Annotated in this window: 12 protein-coding genes and 2 tRNA genes; 4 read left to right on the top strand and 10 right to left on the bottom strand. The window is 46.2% G+C overall.

From position 1 onward, the window contains the following. Positions 1 to 6: 6 nt before the first annotated feature. The 5 genes from L1D55_RS13700 to L1D55_RS13720 all read right to left on the bottom strand — a co-directional run bounded on the left by L1D55_RS13700 (position 7) and on the right by L1D55_RS13720 (position 4,176). Positions 7 to 1,368 carry a DUF1800 domain-containing protein gene (locus tag L1D55_RS13700; RefSeq protein ID WP_239917794.1) on the bottom strand — a complete coding sequence of 454 codons (1,362 nt, stop codon included), beginning with the start codon at positions 1,366 to 1,368 and terminating at the stop codon, positions 7 to 9. A gap of 140 nt (positions 1,369 to 1,508) precedes the next feature. Continuing rightward, the gene (locus L1D55_RS13705) at positions 1,509 to 1,940 is read right to left on the bottom strand and encodes a GNAT family N-acetyltransferase (RefSeq protein WP_239917795.1); all 432 of its coding nucleotides are present in this window, start codon (positions 1,938 to 1,940) and stop codon (positions 1,509 to 1,511) included. 42 nt (positions 1,941 to 1,982) lie between these two features. Continuing rightward, complete coding sequence (locus tag L1D55_RS13710) at positions 1,983 to 2,477, bottom strand: GNAT family N-acetyltransferase (protein WP_239917796.1); 495 nt, start codon at positions 2,475 to 2,477, stop codon at positions 1,983 to 1,985. Positions 2,478 to 2,495: 18 nt separating this feature from the next. Further along, a complete protein-coding gene (locus L1D55_RS13715; protein ID WP_239917797.1) occupies positions 2,496 to 2,834 on the bottom strand; it encodes a zinc ribbon domain-containing protein YjdM in 339 nt (112 codons plus the stop codon). Between the two features lie 178 nt (positions 2,835 to 3,012). Then, positions 3,013 to 4,176 (bottom strand): threonine/serine exporter family protein, encoded by a 1,164-nt coding sequence (locus tag L1D55_RS13720; protein WP_128165257.1) that lies wholly within the window; start codon positions 4,174 to 4,176, stop codon positions 3,013 to 3,015. Positions 4,177 to 4,699: 523 nt separating this feature from the next. Between L1D55_RS13720 and L1D55_RS13725 the strand changes: the two genes are divergently transcribed. The 3 genes from L1D55_RS13725 to L1D55_RS13735 all read left to right on the top strand — a co-directional run bounded on the left by L1D55_RS13725 (position 4,700) and on the right by L1D55_RS13735 (position 5,365). After that, positions 4,700 to 4,774, top strand: a tRNA-Gly gene (locus L1D55_RS13725). A gap of 39 nt (positions 4,775 to 4,813) precedes the next feature. Next, positions 4,814 to 4,888 (top strand) — tRNA-Gly (locus L1D55_RS13730). A 219-nt stretch (positions 4,889 to 5,107) separates the two neighbouring features. Next, entirely contained in the window at positions 5,108 to 5,365 is a 258-nt protein-coding gene (locus tag L1D55_RS13735; protein ID WP_239917798.1) for a hypothetical protein, read from the top strand. 109 nt (positions 5,366 to 5,474) lie between these two features. Here L1D55_RS13735 and L1D55_RS13740 read toward each other — a convergent pair whose 3' ends face one another. The 5 genes from L1D55_RS13740 to L1D55_RS13760 all read right to left on the bottom strand — a co-directional run bounded on the left by L1D55_RS13740 (position 5,475) and on the right by L1D55_RS13760 (position 13,038). Then, the gene (locus tag L1D55_RS13740; protein WP_239917799.1) at positions 5,475 to 6,047 is read right to left on the bottom strand and encodes a cupredoxin family protein; all 573 of its coding nucleotides are present in this window, start codon (positions 6,045 to 6,047) and stop codon (positions 5,475 to 5,477) included. A gap of 106 nt (positions 6,048 to 6,153) precedes the next feature. Then, on the bottom strand, positions 6,154 to 9,297 hold the full coding sequence (locus L1D55_RS13745) for an efflux RND transporter permease subunit (protein ID WP_239917800.1): 3,144 nt from the start codon (positions 9,295 to 9,297) through the stop codon (positions 6,154 to 6,156). Further along, entirely contained in the window at positions 9,294 to 11,021 is a 1,728-nt protein-coding gene (locus tag L1D55_RS13750; RefSeq protein ID WP_239917801.1) for an efflux RND transporter periplasmic adaptor subunit, read from the bottom strand. The genes L1D55_RS13745 and L1D55_RS13750 overlap by 4 nt, the downstream gene beginning before the upstream one ends. Positions 11,022 to 11,031: 10 nt before the next feature. Beyond that, positions 11,032 to 12,474: a TolC family protein gene (locus L1D55_RS13755; protein ID WP_239917832.1), complete on the bottom strand. Its 1,443-nt coding sequence runs from the start codon at positions 12,472 to 12,474 to the stop codon at positions 11,032 to 11,034. Between the two features lie 99 nt (positions 12,475 to 12,573). Further along, on the bottom strand, positions 12,574 to 13,038 hold the full coding sequence (locus L1D55_RS13760) for a hypothetical protein (protein WP_239917802.1): 465 nt from the start codon (positions 13,036 to 13,038) through the stop codon (positions 12,574 to 12,576). A gap of 253 nt (positions 13,039 to 13,291) precedes the next feature. Here L1D55_RS13760 and L1D55_RS13765 point away from each other — a divergent pair, with 253 nt between their 5' ends. Further along, positions 13,292 to 24,529, top strand: a complete 11,238-nt coding sequence (locus tag L1D55_RS13765; RefSeq protein ID WP_239917803.1) for a VCBS domain-containing protein — start codon at positions 13,292 to 13,294, stop codon at positions 24,527 to 24,529. Positions 24,530 to 24,538: the final 9 nt, after the last annotated feature.

Here is a 24,538-nt window from a genome sequence, read left to right on the forward strand (position 1 = left end):
CCACTCCTAGCGATATTGAAACTGTGGGCTTAACCACAACAGAGAAAGTTGCATGGCTGCACTGTCAGCTTTGCTTAATACAATTTGGGTGTGTTCATCAATCGCATCGCCGTATAAAGTCGCAATCACTTTATCCACCACGACCTTAGGTTTTTCACCTGAAGTTCTCGCTGACTTGATAACAGATGAAGCGAGTCGATTAGCCACTTGCATACGTTGTGTTAACGCCGACGGGCTGTTGTAGTCTCTGTCTTGATCTGACCATCCTGCAGGTGAACCGGGCTTAAAAGGTGGTTGACCTAGTGTGTTAAGAGTATTCAATACCTGTTTTTCGTTAAGTGAAATGTCAGCGCTACGAAGCACGGCAAACAACCACTCTTTAGGTGGTCTAAACCGATTAGGCTTAGGCGTGCCCGCCTCCTTGCTGTTCAACAACAAACGGTAAATCGGTAACAAGTCACCATCGCTTTTTAGATACTCTGCAACCATCTGTTCCGAGAGTTCTTTATGAGTATCACCAATAAAATGCTGACAAAGCTTATCAACCAAATGTATCGCTGTGTCTTTATGGGTAGCTAGCATTTGCAAACACAATTCGCCCTGCAAGACTCCTGGCTGTGAATAGGCTTTTCCAAGTAAAGTTATCGCACCCGGTTCGTGTAAATCAGAAGCAAAGCGAAAACCAGCGTTGGGGGATTTGAACTTTATTCCCCAACCTGAAATCGCCTTGGCCAAGGCAATCACATCCTGTTGGTTATAGGAGCTATCAACGCCGAGGGTGTGGAGCTCTAAAATTTCACGAGCGAGATTTTCATTGAGCCCCTTATCACGACGCTTACCAACTTTTGAGTTTGGTCCAACAGAGAGTTGATTATCCAGATAAAGAAGCATGGCCGGATGCTTGGAAGAAGCCATCAGCATATCGCCAAAGTTTCCATTCCAATGCTGGCGAATCACGTCGTTTTCAATGCTTGCGGCAAAGGGCATCAATTTTCGATTATCGACCGAAATGGCAAAGTGATTGCTCCAAAACTGAATAATGCGTTCTTGGAAACCATAGGGTGTTTCAACGCTTTGCAGGTGGCGAGCTTGAGATTGTTGTCGATAATGAGTTCGAAGAAACGACTGTGCCTCTTTCTTCATTGCTTGCATCTTTTGCTCATCACCCTTGGCTTTTTTTCGCTGTTCACGATTTTCACCAATAGTTATGAGAATAGATTCGGTTGTGAGTAAAGCTTGAATGGACTGATGAACAAATGGCTTTTTATCCAACTGCTCTAAAGGGGGATAATAGGTTTCCTGCCCCAATTTAGGCCCAAAACCAAACCTTTGTTCACCCAAGATTTTTGAAGTTGGGTAATAATTCATTGCACACTCCCTCACGCTCAATCTGTTCTAAGTGTAATCGCTTAGTCATCAAGCATAGGGAGCTTTACAAGATTTTACGTTAGATGGGTGTCAGGTGCCTATCAAGTTACAGACACGCTGTGTTCATTTTGAATGGGTGTCTATTTACGCCACATATACACAAACTGATCGTTTTGCGAGGTAATTTCAAAACCAAATCGGAGATACAACTCCCCAACACGGTTACCTTGCAGATAACACAGCTCTACTGGCTTATTAAGCTTTGAAGCGTGGGCTAAACAATCAGTCAAAACTTGGCTTCCAATCCCCTTGCCATGATATTCAGGCAGCAAGAAAAATCGACAAAAGTAGAAGTGGTCACCTTTATCTTGCAGCAACACACTGCCAATGGCTTTGCCTTGAAATTCAATCATCTCAGGTCTTTCTTCTTCCCACTCTTCGGCGTGTATATCTCGCTGGACTTGTTCATCCCAACCAAATACGGCTTTGATCGGTTCGAACTCCGCGGCCTTTTTAAGCTCGAACAGAAATTCATAATCTGATGACTGAGCAGGCCTTGTTGAATACTTCAAAATATCTCCAAAAGTAACTAGGGCGTCTTGCTTAAATAAGGTTTATTTAGGGTCTAGTTGATATCGCAATACTTCGTGTCTGTCTTGCTCTGAATAATACGTACTCAAGAACTGACCACCACACTTCTCAATCACTTTTTTCGAAGCAATATTGCCACTTTCACAAGTAATGATAGCGCTTTCTGTTAGCGCATGATGTTGTATCCAAGACAACATATAGCTAGCAACACCTCGCCCTCTAGCTTGGGGCAAAGTTTCATAACCTATGTGTCCGATGACGTCATAGATGTAATCAGTCGTTCCATGACGAACTCGAATCACACCAAGGATCTCGGCACAGTCGATACAAAAATAGGTAGAGGCTGGAGTCCAACCTTCTGGCAAACCTTCACCTTTAGAATAAGCAATACGCCTTTTTAAATAAGCGTCACTGCTATCAGAAATACCAGTGTAGATATCAAGCCCATCTTCAGCACAAGCATTCACATAATGATGAAAGGCTGTTGAATGCGATAAATCGGCTTTGACTATATCCATGTCGTTTTGAGATCCCAATTACTGTTTTTTTACGTACTTCGCAGTTACTAACATTTCACCGCCACCATCCAGTTTGCAATCTAACTGATGGTCTTTACCTTCGTTGATGCGGCGAATCACAGCTTTGGTACCAATTTTTAGTACGCTAGAGCTGCCTTTGACTTTTAAATCTTTGATGAAGGTGACTTTGTCGCCAGTCTCTAGCATAACGCCATTAACGTCTTTCACTCGTGCAGCTTCTCTTTCCAAACGTTCTTCTTCTGGATTCCACTCATAAGCGCACTCAGGGCAGATTAAGTTATTTTGGTCTGGGTAAACATATTCAGACTGACATTGCGGACAAGGAGGTAAAGACATACGTTACTACTTCATTTAAATGGAATTTATGTTCATCTTAATGGCTCTTGCCAAGGTTAGCGAGCATAAATGGGATCAATTACATCAAGATAAGTGGCGATAAGAAAGAGTGTCCCCAAAACGAACAAACACAGCAGTGAGCTGTGCTTGTTTAGAGGGTTACGATAAGCAGAGCGGCTTAACGTTCAACTTTAGGTGAATAAATGGAATACGCTGTGATTTGACCAGCGACGATCGCAGAGAACATAAATAGCGCCGATAGACCGATGCTCGGAATCGGCAAAATAGACTGCTCAAATACCGATTGGCTGGCACTCACTAGAACACGACTACCCGGAACCAAGATAATGATCCCTTGTACAATATAGATAGAACCCGTTAGATCCATCTTCTTCGCAATCCAAGTTCCATAGAGCGTAATCAATACTGTCGTTACCCAAGTACCCACTACCCAGCCACTATCAAAACCTAGATAGAATGGTCCCCACATACCGAGAACCGCAACTGGCAAGCCTAACAGGATATCGGTTGGGCGCGCATTAAACATCACACCGATAGAAACAGAAATCAGCACCAAGCCGGAAATATGCATCCAAGTCGGCACAGCATTAGTGTAATCAATGGATACCGCTTGCCCCCATACTGCTTCACCAATATTCAGGCCCATGATGATGCCAACAAACAGCTTTATCAGTGTTAAGGCACTCTGCCCCAGCAAACTGGTACCAGAGACTAAATCGTTAAAGGCCAAACACTCTAATGCATTGGCTATGGATAAACCGGGGACAAACAAAACGATCGAGGCTATACACAGTGCCCATACCGGAATCGGTAGCCCTGTGCTTGCCAAAAATGCCACGGCAATGCCGGTTAATAGTGCAGAGATAAATTCAACCGCAATCGCGCGGCGTGAATGGAGAACTTGCTGACATACCCAAACCATCAACCCAAGTAACGCAGAAAAGCCTACCGCTTCTAAAGTACTGCCGACCAACATCAGATAAGCAGGTGGAATCCCCATATTCGCCAGTGCGGTGATCCATTTAGAGTATCCAACTGGCTCTGGGACAGGTTCACTGCTTGGTTGATTGATACGAATAATGGTATTTGCCAACAAACTCAGGTTGATTGAAGCTGGCTTTAGACGTTTGAGGATAACGGCATTGTTATCGTCAGGAAATTGATAATTAATCGCGGTCGGTGTTGCTTGAATCATTACGTCTACACCATGCTTTTTAGCATAATGCTGTGTATATTTTTCAAGCTTATAAGGAGCACAACCACTGCGGTGAAGTGTATCGCCAATTTCAACAATTTTGTTAATTCGGTACTGAGAAGGCATGGGTATTTTAGGGGAAACAAAATGTGCGGCAAATGTACCAGACGATAGACGGAATGACGAGGTTTTTGCGTAATTTATCAACTAGATTCGTCACTTTTTTCTTCGAACACTCAAAAGTACGAATGACTCTACTCATTTAGGATTAAGCCTATGAATAATAAGAATTGTTCACAAGTTAAACATATGCATCCATATTGTTATAAACAGACCGTTAAGTCTGCTCAAAAACCCCGCGTGTGTTAACGAGATTATTCATAAATTTCAGGTTAAATACAGAGCAAAGAGCAAACAATGCAGCAGTTTATAAACCAAGATTAAACTTCACCCAAAGCTAGCGGTAGTCATAGCATTTAAGTACAGAGTGCTTAACGAGAGTTTAGTCACACTTTATGCAACCACGAAACAGCAGACATGATTGAAAAACTAGCGGAGTGGTGGTTATGCGAGCACTTAGAATAAAAATGGAAGAAAAAGGTTTCGTTTTCAGTTAGATGTGGCATTATCAAACTCGTTAAGACGATGTGCGTGCATCGTATAATGGCTATTACCTCAGCCTTCCAAGCTGATGATGCGGGTTCGATTCCCGCTGCACGCTCCAAGTCTTCTTAATGCCTCAGTCTTACTCTTAAGACAGTGTGCGTGCATCGTATAATGGCTATTACCTCAGCCTTCCAAGCTGATGATGCGGGTTCGATTCCCGCTGCACGCTCCAACTCAAGTTCATCATTTATCCCCTCAGATCTAACCTAATTTTCAAAGATAATTTTAATACTTAGGCTTAATCCGCTAACTACTTAAACTACCTTTAGTTTCCCCCTTTACTACTCTTACTGTCTCTCAGAATTCTTCTAGTTTTATAATCTCGGTCAATGTTCGAATCCATCGTTGTGTTAATGTGCGCTCAACTGGAAACAACCATAAAATAATAAAAATGTTTAAAAGCAATGAGTTAACTATCAATATTGAGACAATCAATATCGCCCTGTCCAAAGTTGAAAACGCGAACAAAATTCAACTTAATACATTGAAAGGTTATGTGAGCAGTGAGCCTGAGCAAGCTATTCTTGCGTTTCGCTCTTTGAGTGAAGCGGAGTCTATCGACGATAAGCTTAAGAGAATCATGTCAGAGCTACCTCATCTGAGTAGCGAGGCTCAGCACTTACTGGAAACATCGATTCTTTTACAGTGATGAGAAAGGAAGATAAGTCTCAACTGACGCATTGGTATGAGTTAAGACTTATCTTTAATTTCCTAGCCCGATTGAATTTCTAATCAAACCAAGACCTAGTGATTAACGTCTAAAGCGTTACACTTTTCACCATACCCGCTTCTGCATGCCCTGGAATATTACAGGCAAATTCTACGTGATTGTCTCCATGGAAATGCCAAAGCAGCTGCTTCGCTTTGCCCGGTTTTACTGTCACTATACTGCCAGAATCATGAGCATGATTCCCCATATTTTTCATCATTTCACGATGCTCTAACTGCTCCGCGGCAGAACCAATCGAAAATTCGTGATCGATCTTGCCGGTGTTCATCACAACGAACTGCACCACATCGTTCGGCTCAATTTCAACCTTGTTCTTAAAGGTGATTGTCATATCGTCACTGAGTAAAACATGAACCACTTTATCCGGTTTTGCCCCCGTCGCAGGCATGCCTACTTCAGACATACCGTCCATGTTCATCATCATTGAATGATCCATCTTTCCACCTTTCATCATGCTGTGATTCATCTTCGAGTGGTCCATTTCTCCGCTCTTCATCATCGAGTGATCCATACCTGAGTGGTCCATCATCGAATGATCCATTGCAGCAAATGCTGTTGAAGCGGTGATTGTTAGGGCAATAGTAATGAGTGTCTTTTTCATGGTCTTTCCTTAAATTGATTCTGTTTATTTTGCTGGTTTTATATGTTTATGTGGTGTGCCCTTACCTACTCCTACCTCGCAAGTAAGGGCTTTTATAATCAGTACGTTATTTACTTGTCTCGCTTTGGATCTGAGTGACCTCACGCTGCTTCCATAGCTTGAATATCGCAGGAAGCACCAATAGAGTGAGCAGTAGTGCAGACGCCATTCCACCAATCATCGGCGCAGCGATTCGTTGCATCACTTCTGAGCCTGTACCTTCTCCGTACATGATTGGGATTAATCCAATGATTACGGTAAGCACTGTCATCATGACTGGACGCACACGAAGCCCTGCCCCTTCACGAATGGCATCAGTGAGATCAGTTTGTTGGAGGGTTTGCTGGTTCTGTTCAGCATCGAGCTTTTTGAAATGCCACGCTTGGTTGAGGTACACCAACATGATTACCCCAATCTCTACCGCAACGCCCGCTAGCGCGATGAAGCCAACACCAACCGCTATGGAGAAGTTGTAATTGAGGTAATGCATCAACCACAAACCACCAACCATGGCTAACGGCAATGTCAGCATGATCACCATCACTTCACCGACACGGCGGAAGCTCAGATATAGCAGCAACATAATGATGGCGATGGTGATAGGCACGACCACACTTAGGCGGTCTTTTGCCCGTTCCATGTATTCGTATTGACCAGACCACGCAAGCGAGTAACCCGCAGGCAATACAATTTGCTCGGCAACCACTTGCTGCGCTTCTGCCACGTAAGAACCAAGGTCACGACCGTCAATATCCACGAATACCCAACCATTAGGGCGTGCATTCTCGGTTTTGATCATTGGTGGGCCATCTTCGTAGCGGATATCCGCGACATCAGAAAGCGCAATACGGGCACCGTTAGGCGTAACGAGTGGCAAGTTCTGCAGCTTAACGACAGAATCACGGTAATCTTGCGGGTAGCGGACGTTGATAGGGTAACGTTCAAGCCCTTCAACGGTTTCACCGACATTCATTCCGCCCACGGCCGTGGAGATCACCTGCTGCACTTCTTTAATACTTAATCCGTAACGAGCGGCAGAGCGGCGCTTGATGTCTATCGTGACGTAACGACCACCAGCCACACGTTCGGCATACACAGAAGCGGTACCACTCACACCATTTAAGATAGGTTCCAGTTGAGATCCGATATCCTCAATAACGCTCAAGTCAGGTCCTGCTATCTTGATTCCGATTGGCGTTTTAATACCGGTCGCTAACATGTCGATACGTGTCTTGATTGGCATTACCCACGCGTTGGTTAAACCCGGGAACTGAATCAGATCATCGAACTCTTTACGCAGCAACTCTGTGGTGACACCGTCACGCCACTCATCTCGAGGTTTCAACTGAATAACCGTTTCAATCATGGTCAGTGGCGCGGGATCGGTTGCTGTCTCAGCTCTACCGATTTTGCCCCATGTAGTTTCAACTTCTGGGATGGTTTTGATTAACTTGTTGGTTTGCTGAAGCAGTTCACGCGCCTTACCTATCGAAATGCCCGGATAAGTCGTCGGCATGTACATCAAGTCACCTTCATCCAAGGGAGGGATGAACTCACTACCAAGTTTGCTGGTTGGGTAATACGCTGAAGCCATCAAACCCAGTGCAATCACAATCATCACTTTTGGATACTTGAGGCTTAAGTTGAGCAATGGTTTATACATTGCAACTAAGCTGCGGTTCACTGGGTTCTTGTGTTCAGGTAACACCTTTCCACGAATGAAGTAACCCATTAGCACTGGCACAAGCGTGATAGCCAGACCGGCGGCAGCCGCCATTGCATAGGTTTTAGTGAACGCAAGTGGCGAGAACATCTTGCCTTCTTGGCCCTCTAGCGCGAACACTGGAACAAAGCTCAAAGTAATAATGATCAGTGAGAAGAACAGTGGCGCACCCACCTCTTCTGCCGATTTACCAATGACTTGCCAACGGTTTTTATCGGTCAGAGGCGTTCGCTCGATGTGCTTGTGGACATTCTCTATCATTACGATCGCACCATCGACCATCGCACCTATCGCAATAGCGATACCGCCAAGGGACATGATGTTGGCGTTAATGCCCTGCCAATGCATAACAATGAACGCACCTAAGATACCGACAGGCAAGCTAAGCGCGATCACCAATGATGAGCGGATGTGGAACAAGAACAGCGCACATACAATCGCGACCACTATGAACTCTTCTGCCAGCTTCTTCCATAAGTTCTCAACCGCAGAATCGATCAAGGTTGAACGGTCATAGGTCGCTACAATTTCGACCCCATCAGGTAAACCAGCTTGTAGCTCTGCAAGTTTACTCTTAACAGAATCAATCACTTCACTGGCATTTTCACCAAAGCGCATCACGATAACGCCACCAACCGCTTCACCTTCACCATTCAGCTCTGATATACCACGACGCATCTGTGGTCCAAGGTTGATGTCAGCAATATCACCCAATAACAGTGGTGTGCCTTTGTCGGTTACTTTTAATGGCAGTGATTGAATATCCTCAATGCTCGTCAGGTAACCCGTAGTGCGAACCATGTGCTCCGCTTCAGCAATCTCGACCACTGAGGCACCTGTTTCTTGGTTACCATCTTGGATTGCCTTGTTAACTTGTTGAAGCGTCAGGTCATAAGCACGTAATTTGGCAGGATCAATCTGTACTTGATACTGCTTCACCATACCGCCTACCGTCGCGACTTCAGATACGCCCTCAACGGTTTGCAGTTCATACTTCAAAAACCAGTCTTGCAGGCTACGAAGTTCGGCTAAGTCGTGCTTACCGGTTTTGTCTTGTAGAACATAGCTATAAACCCAGCCCACACCGGTTGCATCTGGCCCGAGCGTTGGTTTCGCGTTTGGTGGTAAATTGGGTGCCACTTGGCTGAGGTACTCCAACACACGAGACCGCGCCCAATACATATCGGTATCGTCATTGAAGATGATATAGACGTAGGAATCGCCAAAGAACGAGTAACCACGAACCGTTTCGGCTCCAGGCACAGCCAACATTGCCGTAGTGAGTGGATACGTTACTTGGTCCTCAACGACCTGTGGCGCTTGACCCGGATAACTAGTTTTAATGATCACCTGAACATCAGAGAGATCAGGAATAGCATCAACAGGCGTGTTTTTAACGCTGTATAACCCACCGAACACGATGGCAACAGTGGCGACCAAAACCAAGAATCGGTTACTGATGGACCAACGAATGATTGCATTGATCATAGTTTGCCCTCACTCGCTTCTATAGATTTAAGTACATACTCTGAACCTTGCTTTGCCACTAGAAACCGGATGGTTTGCCCCTCAGAAAACTCGGATAAATCAAGGTCATCACTGGCTTGGAAATTCATCTCACCGGCTTTCCAATCCCATTCTAGCACTGGCTTATGATTCACTGTGATCATTCCGAAATCAGGCATTAACATGGTGATGTTGCCCTTCACCCACACTTCACCTGGCATTTGATGTTCATTAACCTTGTAATCAACCACTTCGTATTGGCCTGACTCCGTCTTCATCATCTCAAAATCAACCACTTGTCCGCGTTTAAGTTGACTAATGTCCAAGCCTTCTGCAAAGGTGAAGTTCATGACCATGCCCGGCCAATCCCACTCAGGAACGGGTTGGTGATTGATGGTTGCCATACGGCTGCCTTGCATAACATCTGCAATTTCACCTTTTGCCCAAGCTGTGTCTGCTTGTTCTTCTACACCATTGATTCGTGACAAATCCGCTGATTGGCTAGACTCAGAATCCAGCATGAAATGCGCTGACGTGACAATCCGTTCGTCTTGTGTGAGCCCTTGCAACACCTCGATCTTGTCACCCGCTTCACGCCCTACTTCAATGCGTGCCGAACGGTATTTACCTTCCCCTTCAGACAACACAACACGAGTCATACCGCCGGAATGAATAACCGAAGATCTTGGGATGGTAAGAACTTGGTCGTCACTGATGGGTTTCAGTGCAATATTGGCGAACATGTTAGGTTTGAGCTCGCCATTTGGGTTCGAGAACTTTAAACGAACACGCAAGGTTCGTGTTTTAGGGTCAAGGATCGGGTACACATAGTCGACAGTTCCCTGCCATTCTTTACCGGGGATCGCATCGAGTGTCATCTCGGCATTACTACCTGTCGATATCCAATGCGCTTGACGTTCAAACAATTCGGCATCGACCCACACTTCGCCTAGTGGCCCCGCACTGATTACCGCTTGTGCAGGAGAAAGATAACCACCTTCACGAATGTTGAGACTAGCAATAACACCATCAGCAGGCGCTTTGATTTCAATGGTTTGTGAAGCCTTGCCTTGGCGAGTGATAGATCGAATCTGGGCTTTATCAACGCCTAAGGTAATCAAGCGTTCAGTCGATCCTTTAATCAGTCCTTTGCGACCGGTTTTGTAGGCACTCAGCAACTCTTCTTGCGCCTTAACAAGTTCAGGGGAATAAAGCGTGAACAGTACATCGCCTTTGTTTACCTTCTCACCAACCGCATTGATATACAGCTTTTCAACCCAACCTGCAGCGCGAACGTTGGTTTGCCACAATGCACTCTCGTCGAATGCCACATAACCAACGGTTTCAATGCGTGGCGACAAAGCTTCCAACCCTACCTTTGCTGTTTTGACACCGAGGTTGTTTTCCACAGAGGCGTCGATAAACACAGTTCCGGCTTTGTCTGAACCACCACTTAAGTCATCGGCATAAACCGGGACCAAATCCATACCCATTGGCGATTTGCCCGGCTTGTCACGCTGATAATTTGGGTCCATCGGCGCAACCCAATAAAGAGGGTCATCACTTGAACTAGCTGCTGAACTTGTCCCGCTAGAAGCAGCCATAGCCGACATATCGTGAGTTGAATTAAAGAGAAAGTGATTGGCACCAAAACCTAATGCACCACCGACCAATAAAGCGATTGTTGCTACTTTTACTGATTTCATTGTCTGTTCCTTATTGATGGTTTGTCGCGGTAAGTTGTGGTTGTGCCACTTGATAATCAAAGCCACTGACGAGTGACGCGAGTTTGCTATTCACGATGTTGAGATCAGTAATCAAACGCTGTTGTTCTAGCTTTAGAGCAAGCTCGTCTGCCGTTGCAGAGATCACATCGTTAAATTGTGCGGTGTTGTTTTGATAGCCTCGCTCCACAGCGCTGATCCGTGCCGTCGTCTGAGGTAATAAGGAATTTTGGTAACGTTCTAGACGTTGGGTGAGGTTCGCCTTATCCACCAATAATGCATTCACTTGCGCGTTCATTTGGGAAAGTAAGGTGTCTTTCTGTGATTTAGCTGCGCCAACTTGGTACTGAGCCGCAGACAAGTTCTTGTCTTGTCGGTTGCCCGTAAACAGAGGGATGTCGACCGTTAGATAAGCACTCACAAGATCAGAAGCAGGTTCGCCCGCCATATTGTTCGCTTGTCGATAGGCGTACATCACTTCCACACCAAACTGCGGCGTATAAGCTTGCTCAGCCAGTTCTACTTGAGTTTGGTTAGATGAGATAGTCGCGTCCGTGATCTTAACGAGCGGATGCACCATCAACAGTTGATAGTGCTTGGTTGCATCGTTGTTGGTCGCTAACTTACTTTCCAATAACGACCAATCAATTTGATTAGTCGCATGAAGCATGCCTTCAGGATCAAGAGCGTGAGGCTCAAGAGTCTGAGAACTATTCGCTTGAGCCCCTAACCAGTCTGATCCTAACCACTCAGACAGTTGAGAGATGAGACGGCGTTGAACTTGTTGGTTGGCCTGCAGCTTTTCATCAAGCTTACTGACTTGAAGCTGAGCATTAAGCAGATCTTGCGCTTCGCTCTTACCTATCGAGTAATTGGTTTGCACATAGTTCTCTAGCTCAATCAAAAGGCGTCGGTTTTCACGCATCACACCTTCAGCGACTTGTTGATAACCCAATTCAAGCCATAACTGCGTCATGCTATTGGCAACGGTAAGTTCACGAGCCTGAACTTGAAGCGCTAATCCGTCCGCTTGCTGACCTGCTTTCTTCTGCTGGAGGTCTAGCGTATCGCCACGCTCGAATTGCTGCATCAGACCGACCGAGATATTGGTCATCGGGTCTTCGTCGAATTGAAAGCTATCGACGGGTAATCCACCGAACCCGACTTTGAGTTTTGGATCCATCAGGGTAGCGCTCGCAATACCGGTTTCACGCATCGCTTGAGACTGAGCAAAGTACTGTTTGCGATTGCTGTCTTGGTTCAATGCTATCTCAATCAATGTATTGAGTTGCTGTGTTGAGCTCTGTTGATCAGCGTGTGTTGAAGCAGGCGCAGCAGCGAAAGCACTGGCTGAAATAAAAGCAGCACTCGAAACAAAGGCAGCAGCGACCACAGCACTCGCGTTTATTCCAAACACGGAGGTTGTTGGTTTTATATTCACAATGAATATCCATATCTAGCGTTAAATAACGCATATAAAAGATTGGCGTATCAGATTTATGACTCTGATATCGCTATGTTTTTAGATATAGATTTATGCGGTGGGCGGGCGTAACAGAGATTGAGCGCGTGCGACTTTCTGCCCGATAATGACAGATTGAAAACGAGCTAAAGAAGAGACATATGGATTAGCGGCTTGAACAGCCTGAATTGGATAAGAAGTTGCAGAACACACTGAGGCACAGCAATCGGCACTCGAACAATGATTACCCATCATCTGACTACCGTCTTCGCTCATTGAAGACATATCGCATTGAGCCATCAAATCATGGGCGCTCATATTAGAGTGTTCAGCGTGTACTTCTTCACTCATCACATGGCATCCCGCCATTGAGTCGTTAGTCGACGCATCGTTGTGGTAACAAGCCGATTTTCCCGAACTCATATCCATCATCATGATGTCAGTCATCATGGCTGATGAGCTTGAGGCATAGCTAGACATCAACATCGCAATGATGCTGCAAACAGTAATCCAAGTTGTTCGGAGTGTGTTTGTCATAGCTAACCTTTAAATTTATAAGACGACTATAAAGGTTACCCTTAGGGTAAGGTCAAGCTTGTTAAGCGTTATCTTTAACTAATTGATGAAATTTTTAACTAATTGACTAAGGATTATTCAACACGTCTTACACTAAAGTGAGAGAGTCGTTTGATTTAAGGAAATTTTCTTTAAAAATTATCCGATTACCTCGCGAAACCTCTATCTGTGTATTTTACTTAAGAAAGTGCAACCAAGATTCACGGATGAGAAAATGGCTAAAAACAACAACGTCGAAACACACAAGAAAAATACAAAAATAGAGAATGAAAAAAGCAGCGAGCTAAAGCCAAAAGAAACAACAAAGAAGAAAAAGCTCAGACTACATTCACACCTGAGGGTTAACATTCCACTCTTCCAGTCTCTCATGATGATCTTACCATCGTTGACTAAGCACGCTGAAGCTACCGAGGGGTCAGGTGATTCTATCCATGACATGGATTTAGCGGCGACAACTCCTGTTGCAGATGAAACCATCGTCGATAAACACGCAGGTGCGGCTCCCTCAGAAGCGACTCAAACAAATAAGAGCCAACAAAGCTCTAATACCACTGAAAACCAGGATCCTCATGGGACAAACACGCATTTAGTTCCTTCTCATCACCTATCGACGCTTTCACACCCGCAGGTTCATTACATCCCTTCAGTCTCCATGCCAACCATTTCAGCAGGAGGTAACGGTCAGCCAACTCATTCAAACACACCTCCTACACCAACTACACCCGTCACTTTTATTCCAGAAGTCATCAAGGGAACGTACGGAGAGCTTCATGTCGATGTAAACGGTCAATACACGTTCATTCTAAACCCCAACTCACCTCAATACATCTTGCTGAACCAACACCAGCAAGGCACAGATCACTTTGCGTTACACCTATCTAATGGCGCGAGCATCGTTGTTCAGATACCGGTAACGGGTAACCAAGACTTGCCAAGTATTTCTGGTGATTTAACAGGGGTCGTTACCGAAGACCACAATGTCGATTCACAAGGTTTACTCCATGCAAACGGTAAGATTGACGTCATTGACCCTGACCAAAATGAAAGTTCGGTAACCCCAGAAGTTATCTCAGGGAAATATGGCTCATTAACCATAGACGCGAATGGACACTGGCAGTATCAAGTAGACAACTCGCTTTCTAACGTTCAAGCGTTGACCGGGGCGACCTCATTGCATGAAAGTTTCACAATCCACACAAAAGATGGCACGCCACAAACCATCGACATGACGATTGGTGGTAACGATGACAATGCGGTTATCACCGGTGTGGATGCAGGCTCGGTTATAGAAGACCTAACAACTCAGGTACAGGGCCAGTTTTCGGTAACTGACCCAGACCTTGGAGAGGATCATTTTCAAGCCTCTCAAGTTAATGGCCATCTAGGTACATTAACCATCGACAAAGATGGTGCGTGGACTTACGACCTCGATAATACCAATCCAACCGTGCAAGCCTTGGGTAAAGGCGCGACTGCCACCGATACGGTTACCGTGCATTCGGCAGACGGCACGCCACATCAAATCACAGTTACTGTTAACGGAACTAACGATAAAGCTGTAATTGGTGGTACTAGCTCCGGTGCTGTAACGGAAGAATCTCAACTACAAACATCCGGAACGTTAACGATTACTGACGTTGATACTGGTGAAGCGCACTTCTCCAATACTGATGTTGCCGGTGCTTTAGGTACGCTCCACCTCAAAGATAATGGGGCTTGGACTTACGATCTCGATAACACCAATCCACAAGTGCAAGCCTTGGGCAAAGGCGCGACGGCCACTGATACGATTACCGTGCATTCGGCAGACGGCACGCCACATCAAATCACGGTCACAATTAACGGAACCAATGACAAAGCCGTCATTAGTGGTACTAGCTCCGGCTCAGTAAAGGAAGAAACTCAGCTACAAACATCCGGTACATTGATGATTACTGACGTCGATACCGGTGAAGAGCACTTCTCCAATACAGATGTTGCTGGTGCTTTAGGCACGCTCCACCTCAAAGATAATGGTGCGTGGACTTACGATCTCGATAACACCAATCCTAAAGTGCAAGCCTTGGGCAAAGGCGCGACGGCCACCGATACGGTTACCGTTCATTCGGCAGACGGTACGCCACATCAAATCACGATCACAGTTAACGGTACCAATGACCGCCCTGCTATCTCCGGTACTTCGAGTGGCTCAGTGATCGAACAGGGGTTGAGCACGGCAGGAACCCCCGATGCGACAGGGAGTTTAATCGCAACTGATATAGATAAATCAGACACCATTACGTGGGCAGTCAATCAACCTCAAGGCCAATGGGGAACACTATCGATTGATCAGAATGGTCATTGGCACTATCAGCTAGACAATTCGACCGGCGGTACCGCGGATAAACTCGCGGCTGGTGATCATAAGTCTGAATCATTCTGGATCACCGCTACCGATTCAGCTGGAGCAACAGTTCCTCATAAAATCGTTATCGATGTGCAAGGTAGTAACGACAAACCAATTGTCAGTGCGTGGACTCAGCTTCCTGCGGGCAAAGAAGATCAACCTGTAACCATAAAAGCTTCTGATTTGCTAACGCATGCAAGCGATGTTGATAGTAGCGATGTTTTGCATGTGACGAATCTACAAGCCACACACGGTAGCCTGACTGATAACAAAGACGGCACTTATACCTTCACGCCAGACAAAGATTTTAACGGTGAAATTCGACTCACTTATGACGTCGTTGACGGCCATGGTGGTAGCGTCAGCACTCAGGCTAAGTTCGATCTCACCGCAACTCCAGATAATGCGATTATTACCGACGCACAAACCAATGCAAACTTACGGGGAGTGACAGAGGATCGCGGTTATATAGATACTCACTACCAATTACATTACGACGGCAAGTTAAACATCCAAGACCCTGATGCGGGAGAGGCTCAATTTGATCCAAATATTGGCCCACAAACCTATCAAGGTTATGGCTACGACACCAAACTGGGTGGGCACATACTGCTAATGCGCGACGGTCACTACACCTATACCCTCGACAACCGCAATATACAGAACTTAGCGCAAGGTGAAGTGAAACACGATTCAGCCGTTATACGCTCAGCAGATGGTACAACGCATACGATAGAGCTAACGGTTCATGGTACCAACGACGCTCCTACCATCAATGCACAGTCACACTCAGTGACTGAAGGCAGAAGCGTGCTAAATGGACAAATGGTTGGTCACGATATTGATACAGGCGCAACACTGACTTACAGCGCACCTCAAATTGATGGTTTGGTGGTTAACCCGGACGGCAGTTATAGCTTCAACCCAGCTCACTCTAGTTATCAATCGTTAGCATCAGGTGTCACGAAAACGCTGACTGTTCCCGTAACAGTCACAGACGAACATAATGCGAGCAGCACACAAAACCTCTCAATAACGATTACAGGGGTTAATAACTCTGCCGTTATTGGCGGTGTCGACACGGGTGACGTAACCGAAGGTAATGCTGGACAGAACATGTCCCCAGATTATGCTCAACCGGGCATGGCTCACTTAGTTCGAAGTACAATTGACGCCAGTGGTAAGCTCACTATTGCCGACACAGACACAGGTGAGGCGGAGTTTGATACACACGGACTTGGTTTTAACTACTCTGGTCAATATGGTGATCTACTTCTTCGAAAAGACGGAACTTGGTTTTATCACGCTGATACGGGGCAAATTCGTAGCACTGGTGGTCTCGCAAGCACCCGAGGAACAACCATCGACCAACTTGGTGAAAATCAAACTCTGACTGATACGATTACCGTATATTCTAAAGATGGCACGTCGCACGATATTGTCATTACGATTCACGGTAGCAACGACCGCCCTTACTGCGCTTCTGAAGTACAGCTCAATTCAGGTAAGGAAGACCTAGCTCAAACCATTACAGCAACCGAGTTATTGGCAAATACCGTTGACGTAGACGCCAACGATGCAGGCAAGCTCACTATCGCTAATTTGCATGCTGATCATGGTTCGATTCAAGACAACCATGATGGTACCTATACTTTCACGCCAACCAAAGACTATAGCGGTCAAGTTCATTTCACTTATGATGTGCAAGACGCTCATGGAGGTACCACCCACACTGGTGCGAATACCACTCTCGCAGCGACCCCAGACAAAGCCATTATCTCTGAAGTGACCACCGGAAGTGTTATTGAGGATGGGCCACATGCAACGCACAACAACGGCACCACGACTGAATTAGCTAACGGTCAACTTCAAGTCATCGACCCAGACAGCGGCGAAGATAAGTTCCAATACAGTCAATTTGGTGAGACTCGTATTCACGATCCATTTGGTGGCATGCTTCGAATTGATAGCGCGGGTAATTGGGGATATAGCGTCGACAACGCGGCTCTTCAACACCTAGCGCAAGGGCAAGTTGAAACGGTTACCTATCGAGTACACAGCTTTGATGGTACCGCTTACGACTTAAATATTGATGTCGTCGGAACCAATGACGCACCGACAGTCACAAAGGTCGTTCTTAGCAACGGTACGGAAGACACAAATTATCAAATGCAGGCGAGTCAGTTCGGATTCACTGATATTGACACTGGCGATACGCTTCACTCTATCGCGATCACCCACCTGCCACCAGCGGCTCAAGGTAAGTTTGTTCTCGATGGACACGATATCACCGCAGGTCAGAGCATCACAGCCTCCGCTATCGCTAAGCTTCAGTTTGTCCCTACGCCAAACTTTAACGGTGATGTTCAATTTAAGTTCACGGTTAATGACGGACATGTCGATTCACAAGAAGCAACGAATACATTGCATATAGATGCGGTTAGCGATGCTGCACAGTTCACAGGCCGCGACACTGGAAATGTTCATGAAGGACATACCTATACAGCGCCGGACGGTTCTATGTCTGGCGGATACGTCGATGATCGTTCACCAGATCATATGCATGGAAACATCGGTAAAATATGGAACGATGAAATACACACTGATGGCCACTTGAACATTGTTGATCCAGACTCCGGTGAGAGCCATGCTAAAACAGGCACTTACCAAGGTACACACGGACATGTGATACTCCAGAGTAACGGAGATTGGAGCTACTACGCTTCCATAGGACAAGACGCGACGGGTAGAAAAATTGACCATCTCGGTCAAGGGGAATCGATAACCGATACTGTTACCGTCAAATCGGCTGATGGTACCACTCACGACATTCATATCACCATTCATGGTGACAATGACCGCCCGTACTGCTCTTCAGAAGTTCAGCTCAACAGCGGAAAAGAAGATCTCGCACAAACCATCACAACAACTGAGTTGCTTGCAAATACTGTCGATGTGGATACTAACGATGCGGGGCAACTCTCTATCGCCAATCTGCGTGCGGATCACGGCACTCTAGTCGACAACAAAGATGGTACATTTACCTTCACTCCAGACCATAATTTCAACGGTAAAGTGCATTTCACTTATGACGTCAAAGATACTCATGGTGGGGTTACTCATACGGGCGCGTCTACCACGTTGTTACCGAGCAATGATGCTGCCACACTGCAACCGACACTCGCCTCCAACTTTGTGACTGAAGATCATCTAAAATCGGGGACAAGCACCAATGAATTATGGTCAGGTTGGAAAAACCTCGATATTCACGATATTGACTCGCCATCGGAAGCGAAAGTTACTCAAATAGAGGTCAACGGCGTTAAACATACGGTACCAGCAAACTTCGCGATGAACCTTGCAGGCGCCCACGGTACCTTCAACTTCACTCATTCAACCGATGGCCACGATAAATGGAGCTACAGTGCGGATAATAGTCATACTGAAGTTCAATCACTGAGTCATGGCGATTCACTGACTGATACGATTACTCTGATCACCGCAGATGGAACACGAATCCCGCTGACAGCCAAAATCTTAGGCACTGATGATCATGTGATTATTGATACGCCTGACGCATTAACGGCCGCATTGGGAACGGCTATTGAAGACAAGGTTACCTCTATTTCAGGCACCCTACTCGCGCACGATTCCGACAGTAAAGATTCCGTAACATTCAGCGCTGGCGATTCTACTGTCGCCTACGGTACGCTTCATATTGATAGCAATGGACAATGGCATTATGACCTAGACCATTCAAAGGCCAATGCACTGCAACAAGGTGAGACTAAGGCAGAAGGTTTTGATATCACTGCAATATCTACTGATGGCTCAACCGCAACCAAACATATTGAAGTGCTAGTTCAAGGGAGTAATGACAAGGCAACGATATCTGTCATCTCAAATCCCGATGTGTATGAAGATCGTTCTTCAACGCCTGTCGAGATCATATCAGGGAAACTGAGTGCCCTCGATCCTGACCACGACCAATCTGCATTCTCAACGGATGTGGGCAAACGCCATGATCCATTTAACAGTGGCGTTCACGGTGGTCTTAATATTTCCAAAGATGGCTCCTGGACCTATACCGTTAACAACAGCCAAATTCAGCAATTAGCTGCTGGGCAAGAGGAGCATGTCCAATACAACGTGCATACTGTTGGCGGTGATTATCATGTTATTGATATTAAGATTGTAGGAACCAACGATATACCAACCGTATCGGCAACCACTCTTGCCCATGGCACGGAAGATACACACTATCAAATGCAGGCAAGTCAATTCGGGTTCACCGACATCGATACAGGCGATACGTTACACTCTATCGCAATCACTGACCTGCCACCCGCGGCTCAAGGTAAGTTTGTACTCAATGGGCACGATATCACTGCTGGTCAAAGTATCGCGACTGCCGATATCGCCAAACTCCAGTTTGTCCCAGCCACTGACTTTAACGGTGATGTTCAGTTTAAATTTACCGTCAATGATGGACATGCTAGCTCTGCAGAAGCAACCAACACATTACATATCGACGCGGTTAACGATGCTGCACAAATTACGGGGAAAGACTTTGGCTCTGTCACCGAAGACCAAAATGTTCACTCTTCTGTACAAGGCAATTATTCATATAAATTAGAAGCTAAAGGCCACCTTACAGCCGTTGACCCAGATGCTGGAGAATCAGGCTTTGATTACCACACGCTGATCAGCGCTCCCTCACATCCTAACTGGGCACCCTACCGATCCGCACTTGGTGGTGAGTTAGAAATAGATCAACAAGGAAGATGGCACTATTACATCGATAACCGTAAGCCAGAAGTTCAAAGTCTAGGTGCAGGTGAAACGCTCACGGATACCGTCACTATCCAATCTAAAGATGGGACGCCACATGTGATTACTCTCACTATTAATGGCACCAATGATGCTCCCGTTTTATCAGTAACCCAAACAACTCCAACAACAGGTACACTGACCGAAACTGATGTTGACGTGAAAGACACTCACACCTTCTCTGCCGTCAATTCAACAGGTCAATTCGGTTCGCTATCGGTTGACCCGGATTCAGGCGCGTATGTGTATACAGCCAACGGTTCGGTTGCTGGGATGAGTTACAACGCAACTACGCACACATATCACGGCGCCGATGTGTTCGAAGTAAAAGTGTCTGACAATCACGGCGGGGAGTCATCGAAGTTCATCACTTTTGATGCCAACGGTCATGTTTCAGTTGTGCCAGGACAATCACCGACGATTTCAACCTCTGTGCCTTCCAATCCACTGGTAACGACAACGCAACCAAGTTTACCAGCAGGAACAAACACTCCGCCAAATAATGCAGTCACCGTCGACTTAGCGAAATCTAGCGATACTGGTACTTCCGATACCGATAACCTCACTAAAGACAGCACACCGACAGTCACCGGGCACACGGATATTCCTTACTCACAAGTCATTATTTATGATGGCTCAACACCTATTGGACATGCGGTATCTGATGGCTCGGGGCAGTATAGCGTGGCGGTAAGCAGCTTATCGAATGGCGATCATACTCTTTCTGCCAAAGCGTTAGCTCCCTCTTCAGTTTTACCAGCAACATCATCCATTCTTCCATTGCATGTTGATACTGTAGTGGCACCGCTTCAAGTCTCATTAACCCATGACACAGGAAGCAATTCGTCTGATTTGATTACTAGCGATGGTTCATTGACTATCACTGGACAAGAGACAGGCGCAACCGTTGAATACTCGACCGACAACGGAAACACATGGACATCAAGTTTCACCCCTCAACAAGGCTCAAATACGGTTAGCGTGAGACAAACTGATATTGCTGGAAATGTATCCACTCCAACATCTCTAACGTTTACTTATGATGATCAAATCGCTGCGCCTTCCATTGATTTGAAAGCGTCAACTGACTCGGGAGTTTCTACAACCGACGATCTTACGAACATTCATACCCCGATAATCACCGGTACGGCTGAGGCAAACTCAGCAATTTCCATTACCGACGAAACAGGGAAAGTGATTGCTACTGGAACAGCTAATAGCAGTGGTGTTTATCAGCTGACCACATCGGATATTGCTGAGGGTAAACATACTTTAACAGTGTCTTCTACCGATGTAGCAGGTAATCAAAGTAGTGCGTCCCTACCCGTTGAAGTTGACTACACAGCGCCAACCATTTCAAACGTCAACTTAAAAACAGAAACTACCCATCAGCCGACATTTAGCGGTACTGTTTCTCCAGATACCACCAGCGTTGATATCGTCATCAAAAGCGGAAGCACCATTATTGAAACCTTACACGCGACGCTAGATGGAAAAGGTGGTTACTCGGTTGACGCTACTAATTTGCCAGACCACAGTTACACGGCATATATTCAAGCAACTGACAAAGCTGGCAATAGCACCGCATCTGGTTACGCAGGCACTTTTGATCGGTTCAGCGTTGATACTCATGCATCCGCGCCTACTATCAGCTTTGAAAGTACTGGCGCTGATAACCTTTATAACGCAGCCGAAGTTGCATCAGGTGCTGCGAGTACCATTACCAGTACTATTCACTTACCTTCTGACGCACATCCAAAAGATACGCTGACGATTAACGGACAATCTCACCAAATCACCGACGCTGAATTTTTGGCTAAATCCGTCAACATAGAAGTCGCTCCCGGGGCATCAATTACAGCCAATATTACCGATAAGAATGGCAATACATCAACTGTCACGAATGCTACCGCTCCGAGTGCAGATGTTACTGTCGCACCGCTACAAGTCTCGTTAACCCATGACACAGGAAGTAATTCGTCTGATTTGATTACTAGCGATGGTTCATTAACTATCACTGGGCAAGAGGCAAGCGCAACCGTTGAGTACTCGACCGACAACGGAAACACATGGACATCAAGTTTCACTCCTCAACAAGGCTCAAATACGGTCAGCGTGAGACAGACTGACGCCGCAGGAAATATATCCGCTGATACTTCGGTTACTTTCACACTCGATAATACGATTGCTGCGCCAGCGGTCTCTTTGCGCAACGACACTGGGCGACACTCGGTTAACACCCCAGACTTAATCACTAAAGACTCTCAACTTACAATTCAAACGGAAGCAGGAGCAAAAGTAGAATACTCGAATGACGGCGGACACACTTGGACAGCTGTGTTCAATCCAGTTGAGGGGGTTAATGACCTACAGGTAAGACAGACTGATATCGCAGGCAACGTATCGCCAGTGACGCACTTTAGCTTCACCTTGGACACCACACCCGGCACAATCACAGTAAACCCGATATCGCAGGACAACGCATTAAATGCCGCAGAGAACAACCAACCATTAGTGATCACCGGCACGACATCCAACATAGCACCAGGGGATGTCGTCTATGTCGTCATCGGCAATAAACACTTTTATGATGCAACGGTAAAACCAGATGGTACGTGGTCATTAACTCTAGGTACTTCTATACATCAAAACATAATGACGACCGATCGCGATTACTCAATACAAGTTGGTACCGTTGATACGGCAGGTAATTCGACGCCTCGCATTTCGACCCACCTGCTAGTTGATACGCAGAGTCCGATTCCACATATTGCAGTTGACTCAGTGACACAAGATAACGTGCTCAATGCTGTTGAATCTGGTCAAACTATCGCGATAACCGGAACAGTAACTGGCGATTACCAAGCAGGTGATATCGTCAGCTTGAAGATAAACGGTGCAACCATTTCATCACTCACAGGCTCAGTTGATTCGAGTGGACATTTTTCTATTCCAGTGGCTGGTAATGTATTGGAACATGCTAATATTCATACTAGCTATGCTAATGGTCAGTCTGGCTCGATACACTCAATAGAAGCCACCATTATAACCACCGATGCCGTAGGGAATGTGGGCAGTGCGACGACAGGTTCCCAGGTATTCAGCGTTGATACTCATGTTAGCCTGCCGACAATTACCTTTGAAAACCCTGGACCCGATGGGCTTTACAGCAAAGCAGAAATAGCCCACGGGCACCCCAATACAGTCACTGCGACAATTACCCCACCGGGTGATGCTAAGGTTGGCGAACATCTCGTTGTTAATGGACAAGATCACGTGCTGGATGCTCATACACTCCAGCATGGGTTACAAATTGAAGTAAACCCAGGCTCTCAAGTGCAAGTCACCATGACAGACGAACACGGAAATACAGCGGGTAGCCAAGGTGTTGCCGCCAGTGCAATCCCAGAGCCGATTGTTGTTAAACCACCATCAGGAAGTCATCAAGTGTCCGGTACACTTGGTGTTCCACCTCTTGTCCCATCTCAAACGCCTGTCCCATCGGCGCAAAACGGTTGGCGTATCCATCTACCTAATGGTCAGTATGTAACAAGCCATCATGGGCAATATGGAACGTTAACCATTGACCCTCAAACCGGTCATTTACATTACCAAGAGCAAGCACAAGTCCACACGGGACCACATGGCAGTGCTTCAGGGATTGGCCAGCATGAAGATAAGTTCGAAATCGCGCTACAAGGGACAAGTCAGGATGAGGTAGTTGCCCACGTGAACGTTCAAATTCTCAGCCATGGACCAGGGCATAGTGGTAAACTTACGATTGGAACTGAGGTTGTTGATATGACGATCACACCTATTGTCCACGCATCTCACCCGGCTCCACCTCCACCACCGCCAGTTCAGCATGACGAGCCAGAGATCGCCTCTCACGAGGACTTCACGTTTACTGTAAGTGAAGACACCTCTCTAGATTTATCTCAGCATGCTCATCAGGAGCCAGACCAGAAAACTGACCACCATGGTGCTGCGGATTATTTGGATGCTCTAGGTATTCAGCCGAATGCATCGCCTACCACGGGGCACGATCAGCCTGCTGACATGGACATAGTGCTTGCACAAGTCGACCAACAACATGCTGCAGATTACGATCAAACGCATTTGGATATGTCGGATGCACTTGAACACCATGATGCAGCCAATAACCACAACCAAGATGATGAACACCATCATCACAACGACTTAGATGGACTACCAGACATAGACCCAAACAACTAATGATTGGTA

Origin of the sequence: Vibrio sp. Isolate22 (assembly GCF_022398115.1) — a bacterium.
Taxonomy (GTDB): Bacteria; Pseudomonadota; Gammaproteobacteria; order Enterobacterales; family Vibrionaceae; genus Vibrio.

What these genes read in the sequence shown, in the direction of transcription:
- L1D55_RS13710 (WP_239917796.1), bottom strand. Translation starts at nt 2,477, where the DNA reads ATGGATATAGTCAAAGCCGATTTATCGCATTCAACAGCCTTTCATCAT.
- L1D55_RS13750 (WP_239917801.1), bottom strand. Translation starts at nt 11,021, where the DNA reads ATGAAATCAGTAAAAGTAGCAACAATCGCTTTATTGGTCGGTGGTGCA.
- L1D55_RS13735 (WP_239917798.1), top strand. Translation starts at nt 5,108, where the DNA reads ATGTTTAAAAGCAATGAGTTAACTATCAATATTGAGACAATCAATATC.
- L1D55_RS13740 (WP_239917799.1), bottom strand. Translation starts at nt 6,047, where the DNA reads ATGAAAAAGACACTCATTACTATTGCCCTAACAATCACCGCTTCAACA.
- L1D55_RS13765 (WP_239917803.1), top strand. Translation starts at nt 13,292, where the DNA reads ATGGCTAAAAACAACAACGTCGAAACACACAAGAAAAATACAAAAATA.
- L1D55_RS13745 (WP_239917800.1), bottom strand. Translation starts at nt 9,297, where the DNA reads ATGATCAATGCAATCATTCGTTGGTCCATCAGTAACCGATTCTTGGTT.
- L1D55_RS13720 (WP_128165257.1), bottom strand. Translation starts at nt 4,176, where the DNA reads ATGCCTTCTCAGTACCGAATTAACAAAATTGTTGAAATTGGCGATACA.
- L1D55_RS13715 (WP_239917797.1), bottom strand. Translation starts at nt 2,834, where the DNA reads ATGTCTTTACCTCCTTGTCCGCAATGTCAGTCTGAATATGTTTACCCA.
- L1D55_RS13700 (WP_239917794.1), bottom strand. Translation starts at nt 1,368, where the DNA reads ATGAATTATTACCCAACTTCAAAAATCTTGGGTGAACAAAGGTTTGGT.
- L1D55_RS13760 (WP_239917802.1), bottom strand. Translation starts at nt 13,038, where the DNA reads ATGACAAACACACTCCGAACAACTTGGATTACTGTTTGCAGCATCATT.